Raw genomic sequence first — 14,369 nt, 5'->3', positions numbered from 1 at the left:
AGAACCCCCGATGCGGTACATAGGGGGTTCTGAGTAGAGAAATGTTAGTTGAAAATGTGTAAACCTATTTCAGGACTAGACTGTGGCATGGGTCACTGACAGCGCTTACCCGAGCGCCAGCCAGACTCCCACCCCCAGCATCAGAGTACCGGCGATGCGGTTCATCAGGGTGACGTTGCCGCTCTTGGCGAGGAAGTGGCGCAGAGTGCGGCCACCGCTTGCGTAGAGCAGCAGGCAGGAGAACTCGATGACCAGGATCAGCGCCACCAGCGCGCTGATCTGCGGCGCCATCGGCTTGTCGGCAGAGATAAAGGGGGGCAGCAGAGAGATCATGAAGGCCCACCCTTTGGGGTTGGCGATAGCGGTGACAAAGCCCTGCAGCGCCAGCCCCATGGCGCTGGTCTGCTGACCGGCCGAGAGATCCGCCGGAATGGCCATCTTCCCTTTAGCCTGCCACATCTGGATGCCAAGCCACACCAGATAGGTGCCCCCCACATATTTGAAGGCGGCGAAGATCCCCGGGTAGTTGAGCATGATGGCAGCCACCCCGATCACCGACAGCACCGAGACCAGCCCGACCCCGATCAGCTCCCCCCACATCATGTGCAGGGTACGGCGCACCCCCAGGCTCATCCCCAGGGTCATCGACAGGGTCATGCACATGCCGGGGGTCACCGAGACAAAGAAAAAGGTCGGGATAAACAGAGCCAGAATGGCCGGATCGATCCAGCTGGACACAACACACCTCCATATGACGAGAGCGGGAAATCACGAAAATGGGACAGAATTGACACAACCCAGCCAGTTGTACCACATATTCAGGGGATAAAGCGCTCAATCATGCCTAAATGGCTCCTTTCTCACAAGAAAAAACCTTTTCTTCAGCACATTTCAGCAATAAAAGCCTGTGACAGCTCCTGACGTGCATGTGTAAGATGTCGGCTCCTCCAATTCCGGATTAGAGCCATTTATGTCATTGAATAATCTATCAATACGCGTCCAGGTCTTGATACCTTTGCTGCTGGCCAGCCTGCTGATGATGGTGATGATCGCCATCAGCAAACAGGGTCTGGATGAAGCCATCAATGACATAGATGAGACGACCCAGAGCGTGGTCCAGCACAAGGACGATATTGCCAAACTGATCCACGCCACCTACCGGCTGCGCACCAGCGCCATCTATGGCCTCTACGATGCCAAGCTGTTTGCCGCACTGCCCGCAAACCTCAACAGCGCCGATCAGGAGATCAACGCCATCCTCGGCCGTCTGGTGCTCCCCGGTGCCGAGCAGGATAACCGTCAGGTCGCTGCCGCCCTGCAGGCCTACCTCAGCCATACCCGCAGCAACATGCTGCCGCTGCTGGCGCAAAAACATCAGGGTGGCGGCGATCCGGTCGCCTACGAGGCGGCCCGCCTCCATTTCCGCGAGCTGGGTGAACAGCTGATCAAACAGATCGACAGCATGTCGGCCCACATCAACCAGCTGATCCAGCAAGAGCTGGCCGAAGAGCAGGCCCACTACGACGCCACCCTGCTGCGTACCCTGCTGCTCACCGCCGGTACCCTGCTGGCGGCGCTGATCTGTGGCTGGGTCCTCTCCGGGCGCATCGTCAGCCCCATCAGTCAGCTACAAGAGGTGATGCACGCCGTGGCGCAAGGGCGCTTCAACGTGCGCGCCAAAGCGGAGGGCAACAACGAGCTGACCCGTCTGGCCAAAGATATCAACCTCACCCTTACCCAGCTCGGCAACACCATCGAGAACCTGACCGGGATCAGCAACAGCGTCGCCTCCGCCGCCACCGAGCTGGCCGCCGTGATGACCCAGTCGGAGGCCAATGCAAAGCAGCAGCACAGCGAGATCGAACAGGTCGCCTCCGCCGTGACCGAACTCTCCAGCACCGCTGACAACGTCAACCACAACGCAGCCATCGCCGATGAGCTGGCGCGGGATGCCAATGGCCGGGTCGAACAGGGGCTCGCCCTCTTTACCGAAAGCATTGCCGCCAACAGCCGGATGGCGGGCAGTCTGGAAGATGCCGCCGCCATCGTGGCCCAGCTCAAATCCCAGTCCGAGCAGATCGGCAAGGTAATTGAAGTGATCCAGGGGATCTCCGAGCAGACCAACCTGCTGGCGCTCAATGCCGCCATCGAAGCGGCCCGTGCCGGTGAAACGGGTCGTGGTTTTGCGGTGGTGGCCGACGAAGTGAGAATGCTGGCGGCCCGTACCCAGGACTCCACCAAGGAGATCCAGGCCATCATCGAGCGGCTGCAGAGCCAGTCCCAATCCGCCAACAACGGCGTACAGGAGACTCTGGAGATCCTCAGCCATAACCAGCGCTTGTCCGCTCAGGTGCAGGACCTGCTGAGCGGCATTACCGGTGCCGTGCGCCAGATCAACGACGCCAACGCCCAGGTGGCCACCGCCGCCGAGGAGCAGTCCTGCGTCACTGCCGACATCAACCGCAACATCACCAATATTCACGAGATCGTGAGCCAGAGCTCCGCCGGCATCAGCCAGAGCGCCAGTGCCAGCAACGAACTCTCCCAGCTCGCCGAGCAGCAACGCAAGCAACTGGCCCAATTCCAGCTGTAAGCGAACAAAGTGAACCAGACAAAAAGGCCCGCAGGGGCCTTTCTTGTTGATGGAGCAATGGCTTTGTCTCTGTTTTAAACGCCATTTTTGGGCCGTTGGTGCCATAAGGGGCTGGGCTGCCCTGTCAAATATCGGTATGGTAGAGGCACGTTACTCCCCCTCACGTGAGCACACCATGAGCCTGAGATTCAAGAAACCCGCTTTTATCGCCCTGGGGCTCATCGCCCTCATTTCCGCCGCCTGGCTCGACTACTACCTGCCGGAGCACACCATCGCCACCATCACCGGGGTCGAGGTGAAGCGTACCGACAAGGATGGCCCCATCAGCCAGAAAAACCCGGCTGACGGCCCCACCACCGACGTCTATTACATCTACACCGAGCGCCCCGGCGAGAAGATCCGGGTGTTTCGCAATGAAGATACCGAGTGGGGCTGGCCCTTCTACTTCAAGTTCAACGCCGCCGACGTCCAAGCCAAGGCCAAGTCCATGGAGTTCGAGAAACGCCTGGCCATCATTACTTCCTACGGCTGGCGCGTGAACATGTTCTCCATGTTCCCCAACGTCACCAAGATTGAGAGCACGGAACCTGACGCCTCCACCTGGAGCTTCTTCCGCTGGTTCTGGTTCGGCCTCTGGGCACTGGTGATGGGCAAGGCAGCCATTGCGACCTGGCGCTACTTCGATCGTCTTGAGGACGAGATATGAGCGAGCCGAGCAAGACCCGCACCAGCTTTTACCGGCGGCTCTACGTGGCCTGGCTGATCAGCCAGGGCATAGATACGGTGCCAGCCATCATGGAGGCGACCGGCATGCCGCGCCGCACCGCGCAAGATACCCTGACGGCGCTGGCCGAACTCGATATCAGCTGCGCCTTCGAGCAGACCGAGGGGGCTCGCCATCTGCAGGGGCACTACCGCATCAGCGACTGGGGTCCCATCAATCCGGCGTGGATCAAGGCTCAACTGCCGCTTATCAAAGAGACGTTGAGCTATCCCTGATCCTGAGGGTGAACTCCGATATGTCCCTACCAACGGGGGATCTCCCAGTCAATCCTCGGGCGCACCAATGAAAGCTATACGCATCATTTTGCAGCTTGTGATTCTTGCCGCAGGGGGTATTACTCTTGCGGCTCTCATTGCTGTGCCTACACCAAATTTCACAGTCATTGTCGTTTTACTTGGCTTTGTGGCACTTCTCCTTGCTCTCACGCAGGCACTAAAAGAGCACACAAAAAACCGCTTAAGCCCTGACCATAAGCTCAGCTTCAAACCAATTGGAATGGTTCTGCTCCTGTCTGGTATGTTTGCCATGTTCTACGGCGCGAGCATTCTCATCGGACAGCAATCCTTACCGAATGGTAGTGGTGCATGCCGTGCCCTGTGCGGGATCATACTTTTGGCATCCGAAGCATTTGGCCAAGCAGTTGCCAAACTGTTTGCCTTCAGCTTGTGGTCAGTCGCGGGACTATTTCTTTGCTTTATTGGTTACCACTTGGTGAGGGGAAGAAGATAGCCTTACTGAATGCAATCATGTAAGCCTTGTTAACTCATTGTCTTCATGAATAAAGAGGGGCCAGCCGGCAAGGCTGGCCCCTCTTTTTTGGCTATGTCCCAATTACGTGTTGCATGGGGCGCCCCAGCGCCTCATGCAACACGTAATTGGGACATAGCCTTTCTTATCGGACAAACGGACTAGCAACTAGATCAGCCCCCAGGCGGCAATCTGGTAGATCCATACCATCGCCAGCAGGGTGCCGACCAACCCCATGATGACGCCGATGCGCACCATCTGGTGACTCTCCACCAGACCGGTGGCGTGGGCCAGCGCATTGGGCGGGGTACTGATGGGCAGAGACATCCCGAGCGAGACCGAGATGGTAACCGCCAGGATCAGGGTATGACTGCCGCCCCACTCGGCCAGCTCCGGCATGCTGACCGCCAGTGCCGCCACCAGTGGCAGCAGCAGATTGGCGGTTGCGGTATTGGACATAAAGTTGGCCATCACCACTGCCAGCAGACAGGCGCCGACCAGCACCGCCAGCGTGGAGTATTCGTGGAACGGAATATGGGTGATGAGCCGCTCGGCCAACCCGGAGTCCTCCAGCGCCAGCCCCAGCGCAATACCGCCCGAGACCAGCCAGAGCACGTCGAGGGAGATCTTGTGCAGATCGTCCTTGGTGATGATGCCGGTGGTCAGGAACACCGCTACCGGGATCATGGCGACCACGTAGGAGCTCATGCCGTGCAGATCCCCCAGTAGCCAGAGCACTATGGTGGTGATAAAGGTGAGGTAGACCACCCAGGCGCGAGGGGTCTGCATAAAGCGCCCCTCAATCTTGAGATCCATCCGCTTGAGGGTGCTCGGGAAGAAGCGCCCCAGCAGGAACCAGCCAAGCAACAACAGCAATACCACAAAGGGCACCGCAAATCCCATCCACTGACCGAACGAGATGGCATGCTCGCCGGTCAGGTATTTGAGGGCCACTGCGTTGGGCGGAGTGCCGATGGGAGTGCCGATCCCGCCGAGGTTGGCCGCCAGCGGAATGGCCAGCACAAAGCCGATTTTGGCCGGGTCCTTGTCGGGAAACGCCGCCAGCACCGGGGTAAGGATGGCCAGCATCATGGCGGTGGTGGCGGTATTGCTCATAAACATGGAGAAGGTGGCGGTGATCAACATCAGCCCCAGCATGACGATCCGGGGATCCTGACCGAACGGGCGCAGCAGCACCCGCGCCAGATTGACGTCCAGATGGTACTTGGTCGCCGCAATGGCGAGGAAAAAACCACCGAGAAACAGCATGATGACCGGCGAGGCAAAGGTCGCCATCACCTCGGTGGACTTGAGCAGCTCACCAAAGCCCGGCTCTGCCTTGTCGGCAGTCATGAACCAGAGCCCCTTGTCGGAGAGCAGCAGCAGCTCCAGCACGATGATCAGCACCGAGGTGGCGAAGATAGGGATGGGCTCCAGGATCCAGCAGAGGGCGGCCAGCACGAAAATGGCCACGACCCGCTGCTCGATGACGGTGATCCCCTCCAGCGGGATCCAGTGGGTCGGGATCAGCAGGATGGTGAGGCTCAGCAGCAGTGGCAGAATAATCTTGTTATTGATGGGCACTATTGTCTCCAGGATCGGGAGTAAGAAGCCAATAGTGGCATAACATGCTATCGCCTCACGCGGCCAACTCGCCAAAATGAGAGCTGGCTAACTGCACGGCGCACCGTTTTGTGAGTCATATCAAGCTGGGGTCGGCGCGCGATGGCTGACGCCTCAACCCTTGCAACAAACAGGCAAAAAAACGGGCCCGCTGTTCGTTGCACACGACAGCGGGCCCGTTTCACCATTCATGCCGATGAGGGGGCTCAGAAGTAGATGCGGGTCACCGACTCGATGACGCAACCCGGGCGGCGGATCCCTTCGATCTCAACCTTGATCTCTTTGAGCAACTCCAATCCGCCCTTGATGGGGGTGACCCGGGCCAGCTTGGTGCGGGCGCGGATGTTGCTGTCCACCTTGATGGGGTATGGGAAACGCACCTGATCCAGCCCGAAGTTCACCACCATGCGGGCGGTCGGAAACTCGGGGGTGGCCTCGTCGACCGAGCCGGTCAACTGCGGCAGCAGCGCCAGGGTCAGGAAGCCGTGGGCGATGGTGGTCTTGAAAGGCGACTCGGCGGCCGCGCGCTCCGGATCGGTGTGGATCCACTGATGATCCCCGGTCACGGCAGCAAACTGATCGATCATCTGCTGGCTGACGTGCAGCCACTCGCCGACATGAGTCTCTTCACCAATGCGAGCCTGCAGGGCGGCATAGAGCTCGGCCGCCTCGGCCCCCAGCTCAACTGCGGGTTCCTGAGCCACGGCAGGCTGACCGTTGACTACTTGTGCCACGGTTGCTGCATCCTGTTGCTGCTCGTTCTGGGACTCGGCTTGCAAGTCCAGCACACGACCCAGCAAAGGGTGAAGATGTGCCTTTTGCTGAAACTCACGCCAGTAGTCGCGGATCGCCGGAGAGAGCCAATCCTTGAGCTCAAAGGGGTGCTGCGCCAGAATTTCACGCTTGCGCTTCAGAAAATCGACAACTTTCATCTACCGATCCCTATTTGATTCAATGCCTGTAAAGAGGTCTAACCAGTCCTATTTTATTAAAGTTTCAGCTGTAAGTGCAAAAAAATCTCGGCGTACACCTGTACCAAGGCGGAAGTAACTACTTAGACCATGTAAACCAGCACGATCTACCAATGAGGAAATCGATTGCCAAAGATGCCGCCAGCAGGGGGAAACTCGCGGGACTCATCATGAAAAAAGGCCCTCATCGGGCCTTGTGGTGGGGACTCAGCGCGCGCTCGACCAGCCGCGATGCAATCCCTCTTCATCCAGAAAGGACCAGGCGAGGATCCGGCTCACCTTGTTGCCCTGCGCCATGTCGATCACCCGTACTTGACGCGCACCCACTCGGCTCAACGCCTTTTTCGCCCCCGGCAGGTTCTCTTTTTTCGACACCAGCGAGCTGAACCAGAGACACTGAGTAGCAAACTCCTTGCTCTGGGCAATCATGTTGGCCAGAAACGCCGCCTCGCCCCCTTCGCACCAGAGCTCGGCCTTCTGGCCGCCAAAATTAAGCACAGGAGCGCCTGTCACCTTCTTGCCCAGATTGCGCAGCTTGCGCTCCGTCCCCTTGCTCGCCTCTTCCAGCGACGCATGGAACGGCGGATTGCACAGCGTCAGAGCGAAACGCTCCTTCGGCCCTATGATGCCGCGAAACACATGGTTGGGGTTACCCTGCAAACGACACTCAATCTGGTTGCCGAGTCCGTTGCTCTTGGCCAGCAGGGTGGCCGCCTTGACCGAGACCGGATCGATATCCGATCCAACAAAACGCCAGCCATATTCGCGGGCACCCAGCAACGGATAGATGCAGTTTGCCCCCACCCCGATATCCAGCACTCTCACCCCCTTGCCGGTAGGGAGCTGGCCTGCGCTCTCAGCCAACAGGTCGGCCGCCCAGTGCAGGTAGTCCACCCGTCCCGGGATAGGCGGGCAGAGGTAACCGGCAGGCAAATCCCAGTGGGCAATCCCGTAGTGATGGGCCAGCAGGGCGCGATTGAGAGTCTTCACTGCATCGGGATCGGCAAAATCGATGGTGCGGGTGCCGTAGTCATTGATAAAGACATGAGCGGCCAACTCGGGAGTTCGCAGGCAGAGCGCCTCAAAGTCGTAACCCGCCTGATGGCGATTACGGGAGTGAAGTCCGGATTTGCGGTCGCCCGACTTGGGGCCACCGGCTGATGGGATGCGGGGTTTCATGCTGAGCCTGCCGAAGAAAACGGGCCCACACTATAGTGATTTGACTCGGGAAAGTCTAAACGAGGGCAATAAAAAACCGGGCTATCGAGCCCGGTTCAAGTGAGGTTGGAAAAACAGTCCGTACTGCGAGCCGTTTGTCCAGCCTGACTCAGATATCGATCCGGCGAGCTTGCCAGAACTTGTTGCGCCAATATTGGCTATCCAGCTTGGAGCGTGTCACACCGGCTCGAGTCGAGGCGTGGATGAATTCACCATTGCCGACATAGATACCAACGTGGTTGAGACGACGATTGATTTTGAAGAAGACCAGATCACCTTCGACCAGATCCTGCTTGGAAACGCGCGTCCCTTCATGGACTTGGGAACGGGTATCGCGGGGTAATTCGATACCGACGGCATTGCGGAACACTTCACGGGCAAAGGCGGAACAGTCGATACCGCGCTGGCTGCTGCCACCCATCCGGTAAGGAACACCACGCCACTCTTTATATACAGTCAGGATTTCATTCACATCGGGTGTCTGGGAAGCTTCCGGTTCGATGACAGGTTCAACCATGGAAACTTCGATCTTGCTCGCGACCTCGGGTTGGGGTGCCGAGGCACAACCCACCATTCCGAGCGCGACCAGCAGTAGCATCAGGTGGCGCAATCCTTTATCCCCGCTAAATAGTAAATCTTGTTAAAATACGGCCCCAAAGGGCAATTTATAAGGCAACAGCACCCGACTATATCCAAGAATTCTATCGAGGCAAGTGAAAATCCCTATCAAGCTCACATTTTTGCAAGGAAATGCACGATTTTTCATAATTAATGTGATCATGCCCAAACAATATACAATCGCAAAAACAGCCTTGGGCCTCATAGATAACTGGCTTTTATCCCTGCTTCAGCACCTTTTTAAAGTGAAAAATCATGATCGAAACCGATCTTTTTTTGTTAAAACCGGCCAGAGTATGCCAGGAACTGCTCGCTCAATTACCTGAATGGCTGTCAACCGATGAGCAACATATCTGGCAAGCCATGACCCATCCTGAACGGCGTCAGGAATATCTGGTGAGCCGCTCCCTGCTGCGCCAGCTATTGGCCGAGCGGCTGCAACAACCCGCCGCCACTCTGCAATTTTGCAACAACCCCCACGGCAAGCCCCGACTGCATGATGATGCTTGGCAGTTCAATCTGAGCCACAGTGGCAGCTGGCTGGTGCTGGCGCTCTGCCCGCAGGGGCCGCTTGGGGTGGATATCGAACTGGGTAAACGGCGGCATCACCCCCTCCCCCTGGCCCGCCGGTTTTATGCACCGAGTGAATATGAGTGGCTCTGCGCACTGCCTGCCCAAGAGCAGGAGAGTGCCTTCTACCGGCTCTGGTCGCGCAAGGAGGCGGTACTGAAAGCCCACGGTGGCGGCATAGCGGCGGGACTGGAGAAGGTGCGGTTTCTCCCGGAGGAAGGGTGGCGACTCGACAACCGGCTCGATGACACCCCTTATCAGGTACAGGATTGGCCCTTTGCCAGCGGCTGGCTCAGTCTCGCGGCGACGGCAGCCCCCGTGACCTTTTACCGGCTGGATGAGCGCTTGAATTGCCACTCGCTTAACCCCATGTTACTCAACACCCTTTCTGAAGAGTCCAACTCATGATCGTCGACATTACTCCCCAGAATTTTCACGCTGAACTTATCGATGCGTCCATGAAGAAGCCGGTCGTCATCTATTTCCATGCTCCGCAGATGCCGGAGTGCCAGGGGATGACACCGCTGATCGAATCACTGGTTGGGCCCGCCAATGAGCAGGTCACCCTGGCCAAGGTGGATATGAACGATCCCCAGTTGCAACCGCTGGCCAGCCAGCTCGGCCTGCGCGCCCTGCCCGCACTGGTGCTGTTCCATCAGGGTCGCCCTGACGAACAGGGGATCATCGAAGGGCCGCAGGATGAAGCCACCCTGCGCCAGTATTTCGCCGCCTTCGCCCCCAAAGAAGAGGAAGAGTTGCTGGCCAAGGGGCAACAGGCACTGGCTGACGAGCAGCCCAGCATCGCCTATGCCCATCTGACCAAGGCACACCAGCTGGCCCCTGAACGCCACGACATCAGCCTGTGGCTCATTCAAGCTGCGCTCGACCTCAACCTGCTGGATGAAGCGCAGGAGCGCCTCGGCACCATCCCGATGGCGGCGCAGGATGGCCACTTCCATACCCTGAGCTCACGACTGGCGCTGGCCCTGCAAGCGGCAGACAGCCCGGAGCTGCGCGCGCTGGAAGCCCGCCATGCAGAACAGCCTGATGATTTTGCCCTGGCTCAGGAGCTGGCGGTGCAATACAACCAGGCTGGTCGTCAGGAAGAGGCGTTGGGACTGCTGCTGGAGATCCTCCAGCGGGATTTGGCATTCGGCGATGCCAGAAAGACCTATCTCGATATTCTGGCGACCATGGGCAGCACGCCGGCGGCGCAGAGCTACCGTCGCAAACTCTATAGTCTGCTCTACTGATCGGAATCGAACTGGCTGGTAATGATGGGGGAGTGCCGGGAGACCGGCATGACCTCATGGGTCAAGTACGAAGAAGGTACTGTGGGAATAGTGGAGATACGGTGAATTTCAGGCAAAAAAAAATGGCGCAAAACTGCGCCATTTTTTTCGCATGGATTACTTCTTGTAGGAAGTAGCCATGTTGTCGATGCGCTGGTTAGCACGCATAGCTTCTTGCTTGGCTTCGGCAACATCAGCAGCGATTTTGGACTGATCAGCACGAACTGCGCTAACATCTTGAGCCAGTTGGTCAACTTTGTTAGACAGATTCTGAACGGAAGTTTCCAGTTCGCTGGTGTTTGCACAACCGCCCAGCAGAGCGGACAGACCAACAACACCTACCAACAACAATTTTTTCATTTTTAAAGCTCCCTTGAACTCGCCAGACGTTTAGCAAGCGGCGTGATTATGGCACAAAAAAATCCTACTTTGCATAGTCCCCACCACAGATAAATGCATTAAAACCCTCATTTTTTTTTGAATGAACAGTTTTTGTCCAGATTCGTCTAAAAAATGAGTGCCGTGTGGTGGGGGCACGGACAAAGGTTAACCAAATTTTTGCCTTATTACAATTTCGTATGAGGCTCAGGCTGTACGTTCTGACAACAATTGACGATATTGCACCAGATCCTCGATGGTCAGCACCGGCATCTGGTGCTTGCGACCGAACGCAACCAGGTCTGGCAGACGAGCCATCGAGCCATCTTCTTTGGTCAATTCACACAACACACCAAACGGTTTGAGGCCAGCCAGCTGCATCAAATCGACCGTCGCTTCGGTATGACCACGACGGGTAAGCACCCCACCGGTTCGCGCCCGCAGCGGGAAAACATGACCCGGGCGGTGCAGATCGCCCGGTCTGGCGCCGTCTGCGATAGCTGCACGGATGGTGGTGATGCGATCAGCCGCCGAGACACCGGTCGTGACCCCCTGCGCCGCTTCGATGGTCACAGTAAAGGCGGTCTGGTAGTGGCTGGAGTTGGCCTCCACCATCATCGGCAGTTCGAGCTGGCGAACCCGCTCGTCGGGCAGGCAGAGGCAGACGATACCGGAGCACTCGCGGATCATCAGCGCCATCTGTTCATTGGTCATGGATTCGGCGGCGAAAATGAGGTCGCCCTCGTTCTCCCGATCTTCATCATCGGCCACCAGCACGCCGCCTCCGGCACGCAAGGCAGACAGGGCCGTTTCGACACGGGCAACGGGATCACCGAATTCACTGAGTAGAGACTGATTCATGGTAAAACTCCTAAACAAGACAAGGACCAGAATCAGGGCATGGAAAGGCAGACAGAGACGGGCATGCAGCGGCCAGCCCACAAGGGCCAACACGGCAAGGTCTGTCTTATCCTCTTTCATCCGGACTATGACCGTCGGCTCCGGCATCTCACCGGATCTGCTGACCCCGACCTGGCAATCAGCCGGGTCGGGCGCTCGCGGGCTCCCCGAGTCAATCGGGATACCGCCGGTGGGGAATTGCACCCCGCCCTGAGAATAAGCGCAGACAGCCTAAAGAAAAACGGTTGCAGATACCAGCCAAAATCCCCCGCAGGCTGAAAAGCGTTTCAACATTGCGCACGGGATCCCGCTCTGCGGCCTGCTCGCCAGCGTGCGAGGCTATGACTGGCGAATTTCTTTATGGCGCGGATCGGTTTATGGCATAGTTCCCGAAACAAAAAAACAGGGCCCGAAAAGAGAGCCTGAACAACGCTGCCGGCGCAGACAGCAGCGCCAACACCACAAACGGAAAATGACAGAGATGGAAAAGAAAATACTGCTCACGGATTGCCCGGATGCCAAAGGGCTCATCGCCAAGATCACCAACATCTGCTACAAGCACCAGCTCAACATCATCAAGAACGATGAGTTTGTGGATCACGAGAATGGCCGCTTCTTTATGCGTACCGAGCTGGAGGGGCGCTTCAACGACGAGACCCTGCTGGCCGACCTCGATGATGCCCTGCCCACCGGGGCCCAGCGCCGTCTGGTCAAGGCAGGCAAGAAGCGCATCGTCATTCTGGTGACCAAGGAGACCCACTGCCTCGGCGATATTCTGATGAAGAACTACGCGGGCGCGCTGGATATGGATATCGTCGCGGTGATCGGCAACTACGACACCCTGGCCGAGCTCACCGGCAAGTTCGATATCCCGTTTCACACCGTCAGTCACGAGGGTCTGAGCCGGACAGAGCATGAGGAGCAGGTTCGCGCCATCATCGACAGCTATGAGCCTGACTATGTGATCCTGGCCAAGTACATGCGGGTGCTGACCCCGAGCTTCGTCGAGGCCTACCCGCGCAAGATCCTCAACATCCACCACTCCTTCCTGCCCGCCTTCATCGGTGCCCGCCCCTACCGGCAGGCGTTTGATCGCGGCGTCAAGCTGATCGGTGCCACCGCCCACTTCGTGACCGACGATCTGGATGAAGGCCCCATTGTCGAACAGGACGTGATCCACGTCGGTCACGCCTTCAGTGCGGACGACATGGCCAAGGCGGGTCGGGATGTGGAAAAATCGGTGCTGAGCCGCGCGCTGGAGCTGGTACTGAACGAGCGGGTGTTCGTCTACGGCAACAAGACGGTAGTCTTCAAGTAATTCGCCCACACGGCCCGTATGCAAACGCCAGAAACAACAACGGCTCCCGCGGGAGCCGTTGTTGTTTCTGCGCCGAGTGTCAGAGCGGCAGATCGTTTACCGTCACCGCGCCCTTCTCCAGCTTCAGCTCGGAGGTCAGCGCTTGCTTGTCGGCCTTCAGATAACCCATCAGGGTCAGCTGATCGAGCATGGGGGCCAGTTGCGGCACCGCCTTGCCCAGCTTGTCGCTGAGGCTGGCATGCAGCACGCCGGAGAGGGCCTGCATGCCCGCGTCGCTGTTGAACAGCTGCTCCAGCGAGGTGGAGGCCAGCTTCACGTCCCCCTTCATGGTCACCGCCTCACCGTTGAGCTTGGCGCTGAGATCGGCCAGTTCAAGGGTCGCGCCACGTTTGAGCATCTTGTCCAGCGCCTGCTGGATGGCTGCATCTTCAACCCCCTTGCCACCGGCGGCCTGCAGCCCCTGATACCCTTCCAGATCCAGACCGTTGAGGTTGAGCGCCAACTTGCTGTCGGTCACCGCCAGGGTGTCGGTCTCGTTCTCCAGATCCAGCTTGGCAATTTTCATCTGATAGCTGCTGGAGAGGGTCTGGGCATCATCACCGGTCAGCTGAGTCTCGGTAGTCATCCCCTGCAGGGCGACCTTGACGCTGTCAGGCAGTTGTACCGTGAGGGCCGAGAGGGTCATCTCGCTCTGGGGCGAGAGGAGCACACCGCTGATCTCGGCAATGTCGGCACTCCCTTTCAGGTCGGCCAGCACCAAGTCCATCTTGCTCTGCTCTTCATGGACCGTCATCCCCTGCCAGGTCATGGTGAGGTGACCATTCCCCTCCAGATTGCCGTGGAACTCGCCGCTCAGAGGCAGGAAGCTGAACTCGTCCAGCCCCTGTTTGATCTTGAATTCATTGGCCCAGAAACGGCTGCTGTTACCCTGGGTCCAGAGACTGGTGACCGACTCCAGACCGAGTTCCCACTGCTCCATACCCAGTGCGGTAAAGACCGGAGCCAAAGTGCCGTTATGGGTATCGAGCAGGAAGTGGCTCTTGATATAGAGCGGCAGGATCTGGCTCTTGACCACAAGTTGCAACTCGATGGGCTGACTGCCCTCCAGCTCGCTGTCGATGGCAGCCAGCTCCTCCGGCGTCACCACGACCTTCAGGATCCCGTCACGGGTGAAGAGGTTGCTGCTGCCCGGCTGCCACTGCATGTCGATGCCAGTCTCTTGCTCTACCTTGGCGATCTGCTCCGCCATGATGTTGTCGAAGCTGTTGCCCGTGTACCAGCACGCAGCCAGACCACCACCTACCAGTGCCGCACCCACGGCGAGGGCCACTATCTTTTTCATATATCCATGTGTCTC

Annotated in this window: 15 protein-coding genes and 1 riboswitch; of the genes, 7 read left to right on the top strand and 8 right to left on the bottom strand. The window is 58.2% G+C overall.

Features of this window, described 5'->3' with window-relative positions; genetic code table 11:
• Nucleotides 1-105: 105 nt before the first annotated feature.
• Nucleotides 106-738, bottom strand: a complete 633-nt coding sequence (locus L972_RS12405) for a LysE family translocator (protein WP_047438560.1) — start codon at nucleotides 736-738, stop codon at nucleotides 106-108.
• Between the two features lie 232 nt (nucleotides 739-970).
• Between L972_RS12405 and L972_RS12400 the strand changes: the two genes are divergently transcribed.
• The 4 genes from L972_RS12400 to L972_RS12385 all read left to right on the top strand — a co-directional run bounded on the left by L972_RS12400 (nucleotide 971) and on the right by L972_RS12385 (nucleotide 4,106).
• Nucleotides 971-2,593, top strand: coding sequence for a methyl-accepting chemotaxis protein (locus L972_RS12400; protein ID WP_047438559.1), 1,623 nt, complete (start codon nucleotides 971-973; stop codon nucleotides 2,591-2,593).
• 175 nt (nucleotides 2,594-2,768) lie between these two features.
• The gene (locus L972_RS12395) at nucleotides 2,769-3,299 is read left to right on the top strand and encodes a DUF1523 family protein (protein ID WP_005337948.1); all 531 of its coding nucleotides are present in this window, start codon (nucleotides 2,769-2,771) and stop codon (nucleotides 3,297-3,299) included.
• Nucleotides 3,296-3,592, top strand: coding sequence for a winged helix-turn-helix domain-containing protein (locus L972_RS12390; RefSeq protein ID WP_047438557.1), 297 nt, complete (start codon nucleotides 3,296-3,298; stop codon nucleotides 3,590-3,592). The genes L972_RS12395 and L972_RS12390 overlap by 4 nt, the downstream gene beginning before the upstream one ends.
• A 67-nt stretch (nucleotides 3,593-3,659) precedes the next feature.
• Nucleotides 3,660-4,106 (top strand): hypothetical protein, encoded by a 447-nt coding sequence (locus L972_RS12385; protein WP_047438555.1) that lies wholly within the window; start codon nucleotides 3,660-3,662, stop codon nucleotides 4,104-4,106.
• A 186-nt stretch (nucleotides 4,107-4,292) separates the two neighbouring features.
• On the opposite strand, the gene L972_RS12380 is transcribed toward L972_RS12385, so the two are convergent.
• From L972_RS12380 to L972_RS12365, 4 genes are all read right to left on the bottom strand, one after another.
• The gene (locus L972_RS12380; RefSeq protein ID WP_005353291.1) at nucleotides 4,293-5,708 is read right to left on the bottom strand and encodes an SLC13 family permease; all 1,416 of its coding nucleotides are present in this window, start codon (nucleotides 5,706-5,708) and stop codon (nucleotides 4,293-4,295) included.
• A gap of 245 nt (nucleotides 5,709-5,953) precedes the next feature.
• Nucleotides 5,954-6,679 (bottom strand): MaoC family dehydratase, encoded by a 726-nt coding sequence (locus tag L972_RS12375; RefSeq protein WP_047438553.1) that lies wholly within the window; start codon nucleotides 6,677-6,679, stop codon nucleotides 5,954-5,956.
• 246 nt (nucleotides 6,680-6,925) lie between these two features.
• Nucleotides 6,926-7,897 carry a 23S rRNA (adenine(1618)-N(6))-methyltransferase RlmF gene (gene rlmF / locus L972_RS12370; protein ID WP_047438551.1) on the bottom strand — a complete coding sequence of 324 codons (972 nt, stop codon included), beginning with the start codon at nucleotides 7,895-7,897 and terminating at the stop codon, nucleotides 6,926-6,928.
• A 148-nt stretch (nucleotides 7,898-8,045) separates the two neighbouring features.
• Nucleotides 8,046-8,534 (bottom strand): C40 family peptidase, encoded by a 489-nt coding sequence (locus L972_RS12365; protein ID WP_005334331.1) that lies wholly within the window; start codon nucleotides 8,532-8,534, stop codon nucleotides 8,046-8,048.
• A 275-nt stretch (nucleotides 8,535-8,809) separates the two neighbouring features.
• Here L972_RS12365 and L972_RS12360 point away from each other — a divergent pair, with 275 nt between their 5' ends.
• The gene (locus L972_RS12360; protein ID WP_047438548.1) at nucleotides 8,810-9,532 is read left to right on the top strand and encodes a 4'-phosphopantetheinyl transferase family protein; all 723 of its coding nucleotides are present in this window, start codon (nucleotides 8,810-8,812) and stop codon (nucleotides 9,530-9,532) included.
• Nucleotides 9,529-10,377 (top strand): tetratricopeptide repeat protein, encoded by an 849-nt coding sequence (locus tag L972_RS12355; protein WP_047438546.1) that lies wholly within the window; start codon nucleotides 9,529-9,531, stop codon nucleotides 10,375-10,377. Before L972_RS12360 ends, L972_RS12355 begins: the two co-directional genes overlap by 4 nt.
• A gap of 156 nt (nucleotides 10,378-10,533) precedes the next feature.
• Here the strand turns inward: L972_RS12355 and L972_RS12350 are convergent, their stop codons facing one another.
• Both L972_RS12350 and ribB read right to left on the bottom strand, forming a co-directional pair.
• Nucleotides 10,534-10,776 (bottom strand): Lpp/OprI family alanine-zipper lipoprotein, encoded by a 243-nt coding sequence (locus L972_RS12350; protein ID WP_005334342.1) that lies wholly within the window; start codon nucleotides 10,774-10,776, stop codon nucleotides 10,534-10,536.
• Nucleotides 10,777-11,001: 225 nt separating this feature from the next.
• Nucleotides 11,002-11,655 (bottom strand): 3,4-dihydroxy-2-butanone-4-phosphate synthase, encoded by a 654-nt coding sequence (ribB, locus tag L972_RS12345; protein ID WP_047438572.1) that lies wholly within the window; start codon nucleotides 11,653-11,655, stop codon nucleotides 11,002-11,004.
• Nucleotides 11,656-11,759: 104 nt separating this feature from the next.
• Nucleotides 11,760-11,916: riboswitch (FMN riboswitch) on the bottom strand.
• A gap of 259 nt (nucleotides 11,917-12,175) precedes the next feature.
• Between ribB and purU the strand changes: the two genes are divergently transcribed.
• On the top strand, nucleotides 12,176-13,012 hold the full coding sequence (gene purU / locus L972_RS12340) for a formyltetrahydrofolate deformylase (RefSeq protein WP_005344188.1): 837 nt from the start codon (nucleotides 12,176-12,178) through the stop codon (nucleotides 13,010-13,012).
• 79 nt (nucleotides 13,013-13,091) lie between these two features.
• Here purU and L972_RS12335 read toward each other — a convergent pair whose 3' ends face one another.
• A complete protein-coding gene (locus tag L972_RS12335; protein ID WP_021229238.1) occupies nucleotides 13,092-14,354 on the bottom strand; it encodes a DUF945 family protein in 1,263 nt (420 codons plus the stop codon).
• Nucleotides 14,355-14,369 lie beyond the last annotated feature (15 nt).

Origin of the sequence: Aeromonas sp. ZOR0001 (assembly GCF_000801015.1) — a bacterium.
GTDB lineage: Bacteria > Pseudomonadota > Gammaproteobacteria > Enterobacterales > Aeromonadaceae > Aeromonas > Aeromonas veronii.
The sequence above is the reverse complement of the archived record's forward strand: the minus strand, read 5'-3'. Positions and strand labels throughout refer to the sequence as shown.

Excerpts from the sequence above, each read along its gene's own strand:
- L972_RS12350 (WP_005334342.1), bottom strand. The coding sequence starts at position 10,776 with ATGAAAAAATTGTTGTTGGTAGGTGTTGTTGGTCTGTCCGCTCTGCTG.
- rlmF (WP_047438551.1), bottom strand. The coding sequence starts at position 7,897 with ATGAAACCCCGCATCCCATCAGCCGGTGGCCCCAAGTCGGGCGACCGC.
- ribB (WP_047438572.1), bottom strand. The coding sequence starts at position 11,655 with ATGAATCAGTCTCTACTCAGTGAATTCGGTGATCCCGTTGCCCGTGTC.
- L972_RS12335 (WP_021229238.1), bottom strand. The coding sequence starts at position 14,354 with ATGAAAAAGATAGTGGCCCTCGCCGTGGGTGCGGCACTGGTAGGTGGT.
- purU (WP_005344188.1), top strand. The coding sequence starts at position 12,176 with ATGGAAAAGAAAATACTGCTCACGGATTGCCCGGATGCCAAAGGGCTC.
- L972_RS12385 (WP_047438555.1), top strand. The coding sequence starts at position 3,660 with ATGAAAGCTATACGCATCATTTTGCAGCTTGTGATTCTTGCCGCAGGG.
- L972_RS12375 (WP_047438553.1), bottom strand. The coding sequence starts at position 6,679 with ATGAAAGTTGTCGATTTTCTGAAGCGCAAGCGTGAAATTCTGGCGCAG.
- L972_RS12400 (WP_047438559.1), top strand. The coding sequence starts at position 971 with ATGTCATTGAATAATCTATCAATACGCGTCCAGGTCTTGATACCTTTG.
- L972_RS12395 (WP_005337948.1), top strand. The coding sequence starts at position 2,769 with ATGAGCCTGAGATTCAAGAAACCCGCTTTTATCGCCCTGGGGCTCATC.
- L972_RS12360 (WP_047438548.1), top strand. The coding sequence starts at position 8,810 with ATGATCGAAACCGATCTTTTTTTGTTAAAACCGGCCAGAGTATGCCAG.
- L972_RS12390 (WP_047438557.1), top strand. The coding sequence starts at position 3,296 with ATGAGCGAGCCGAGCAAGACCCGCACCAGCTTTTACCGGCGGCTCTAC.
- L972_RS12355 (WP_047438546.1), top strand. The coding sequence starts at position 9,529 with ATGATCGTCGACATTACTCCCCAGAATTTTCACGCTGAACTTATCGAT.
- L972_RS12365 (WP_005334331.1), bottom strand. The coding sequence starts at position 8,534 with ATGCTACTGCTGGTCGCGCTCGGAATGGTGGGTTGTGCCTCGGCACCC.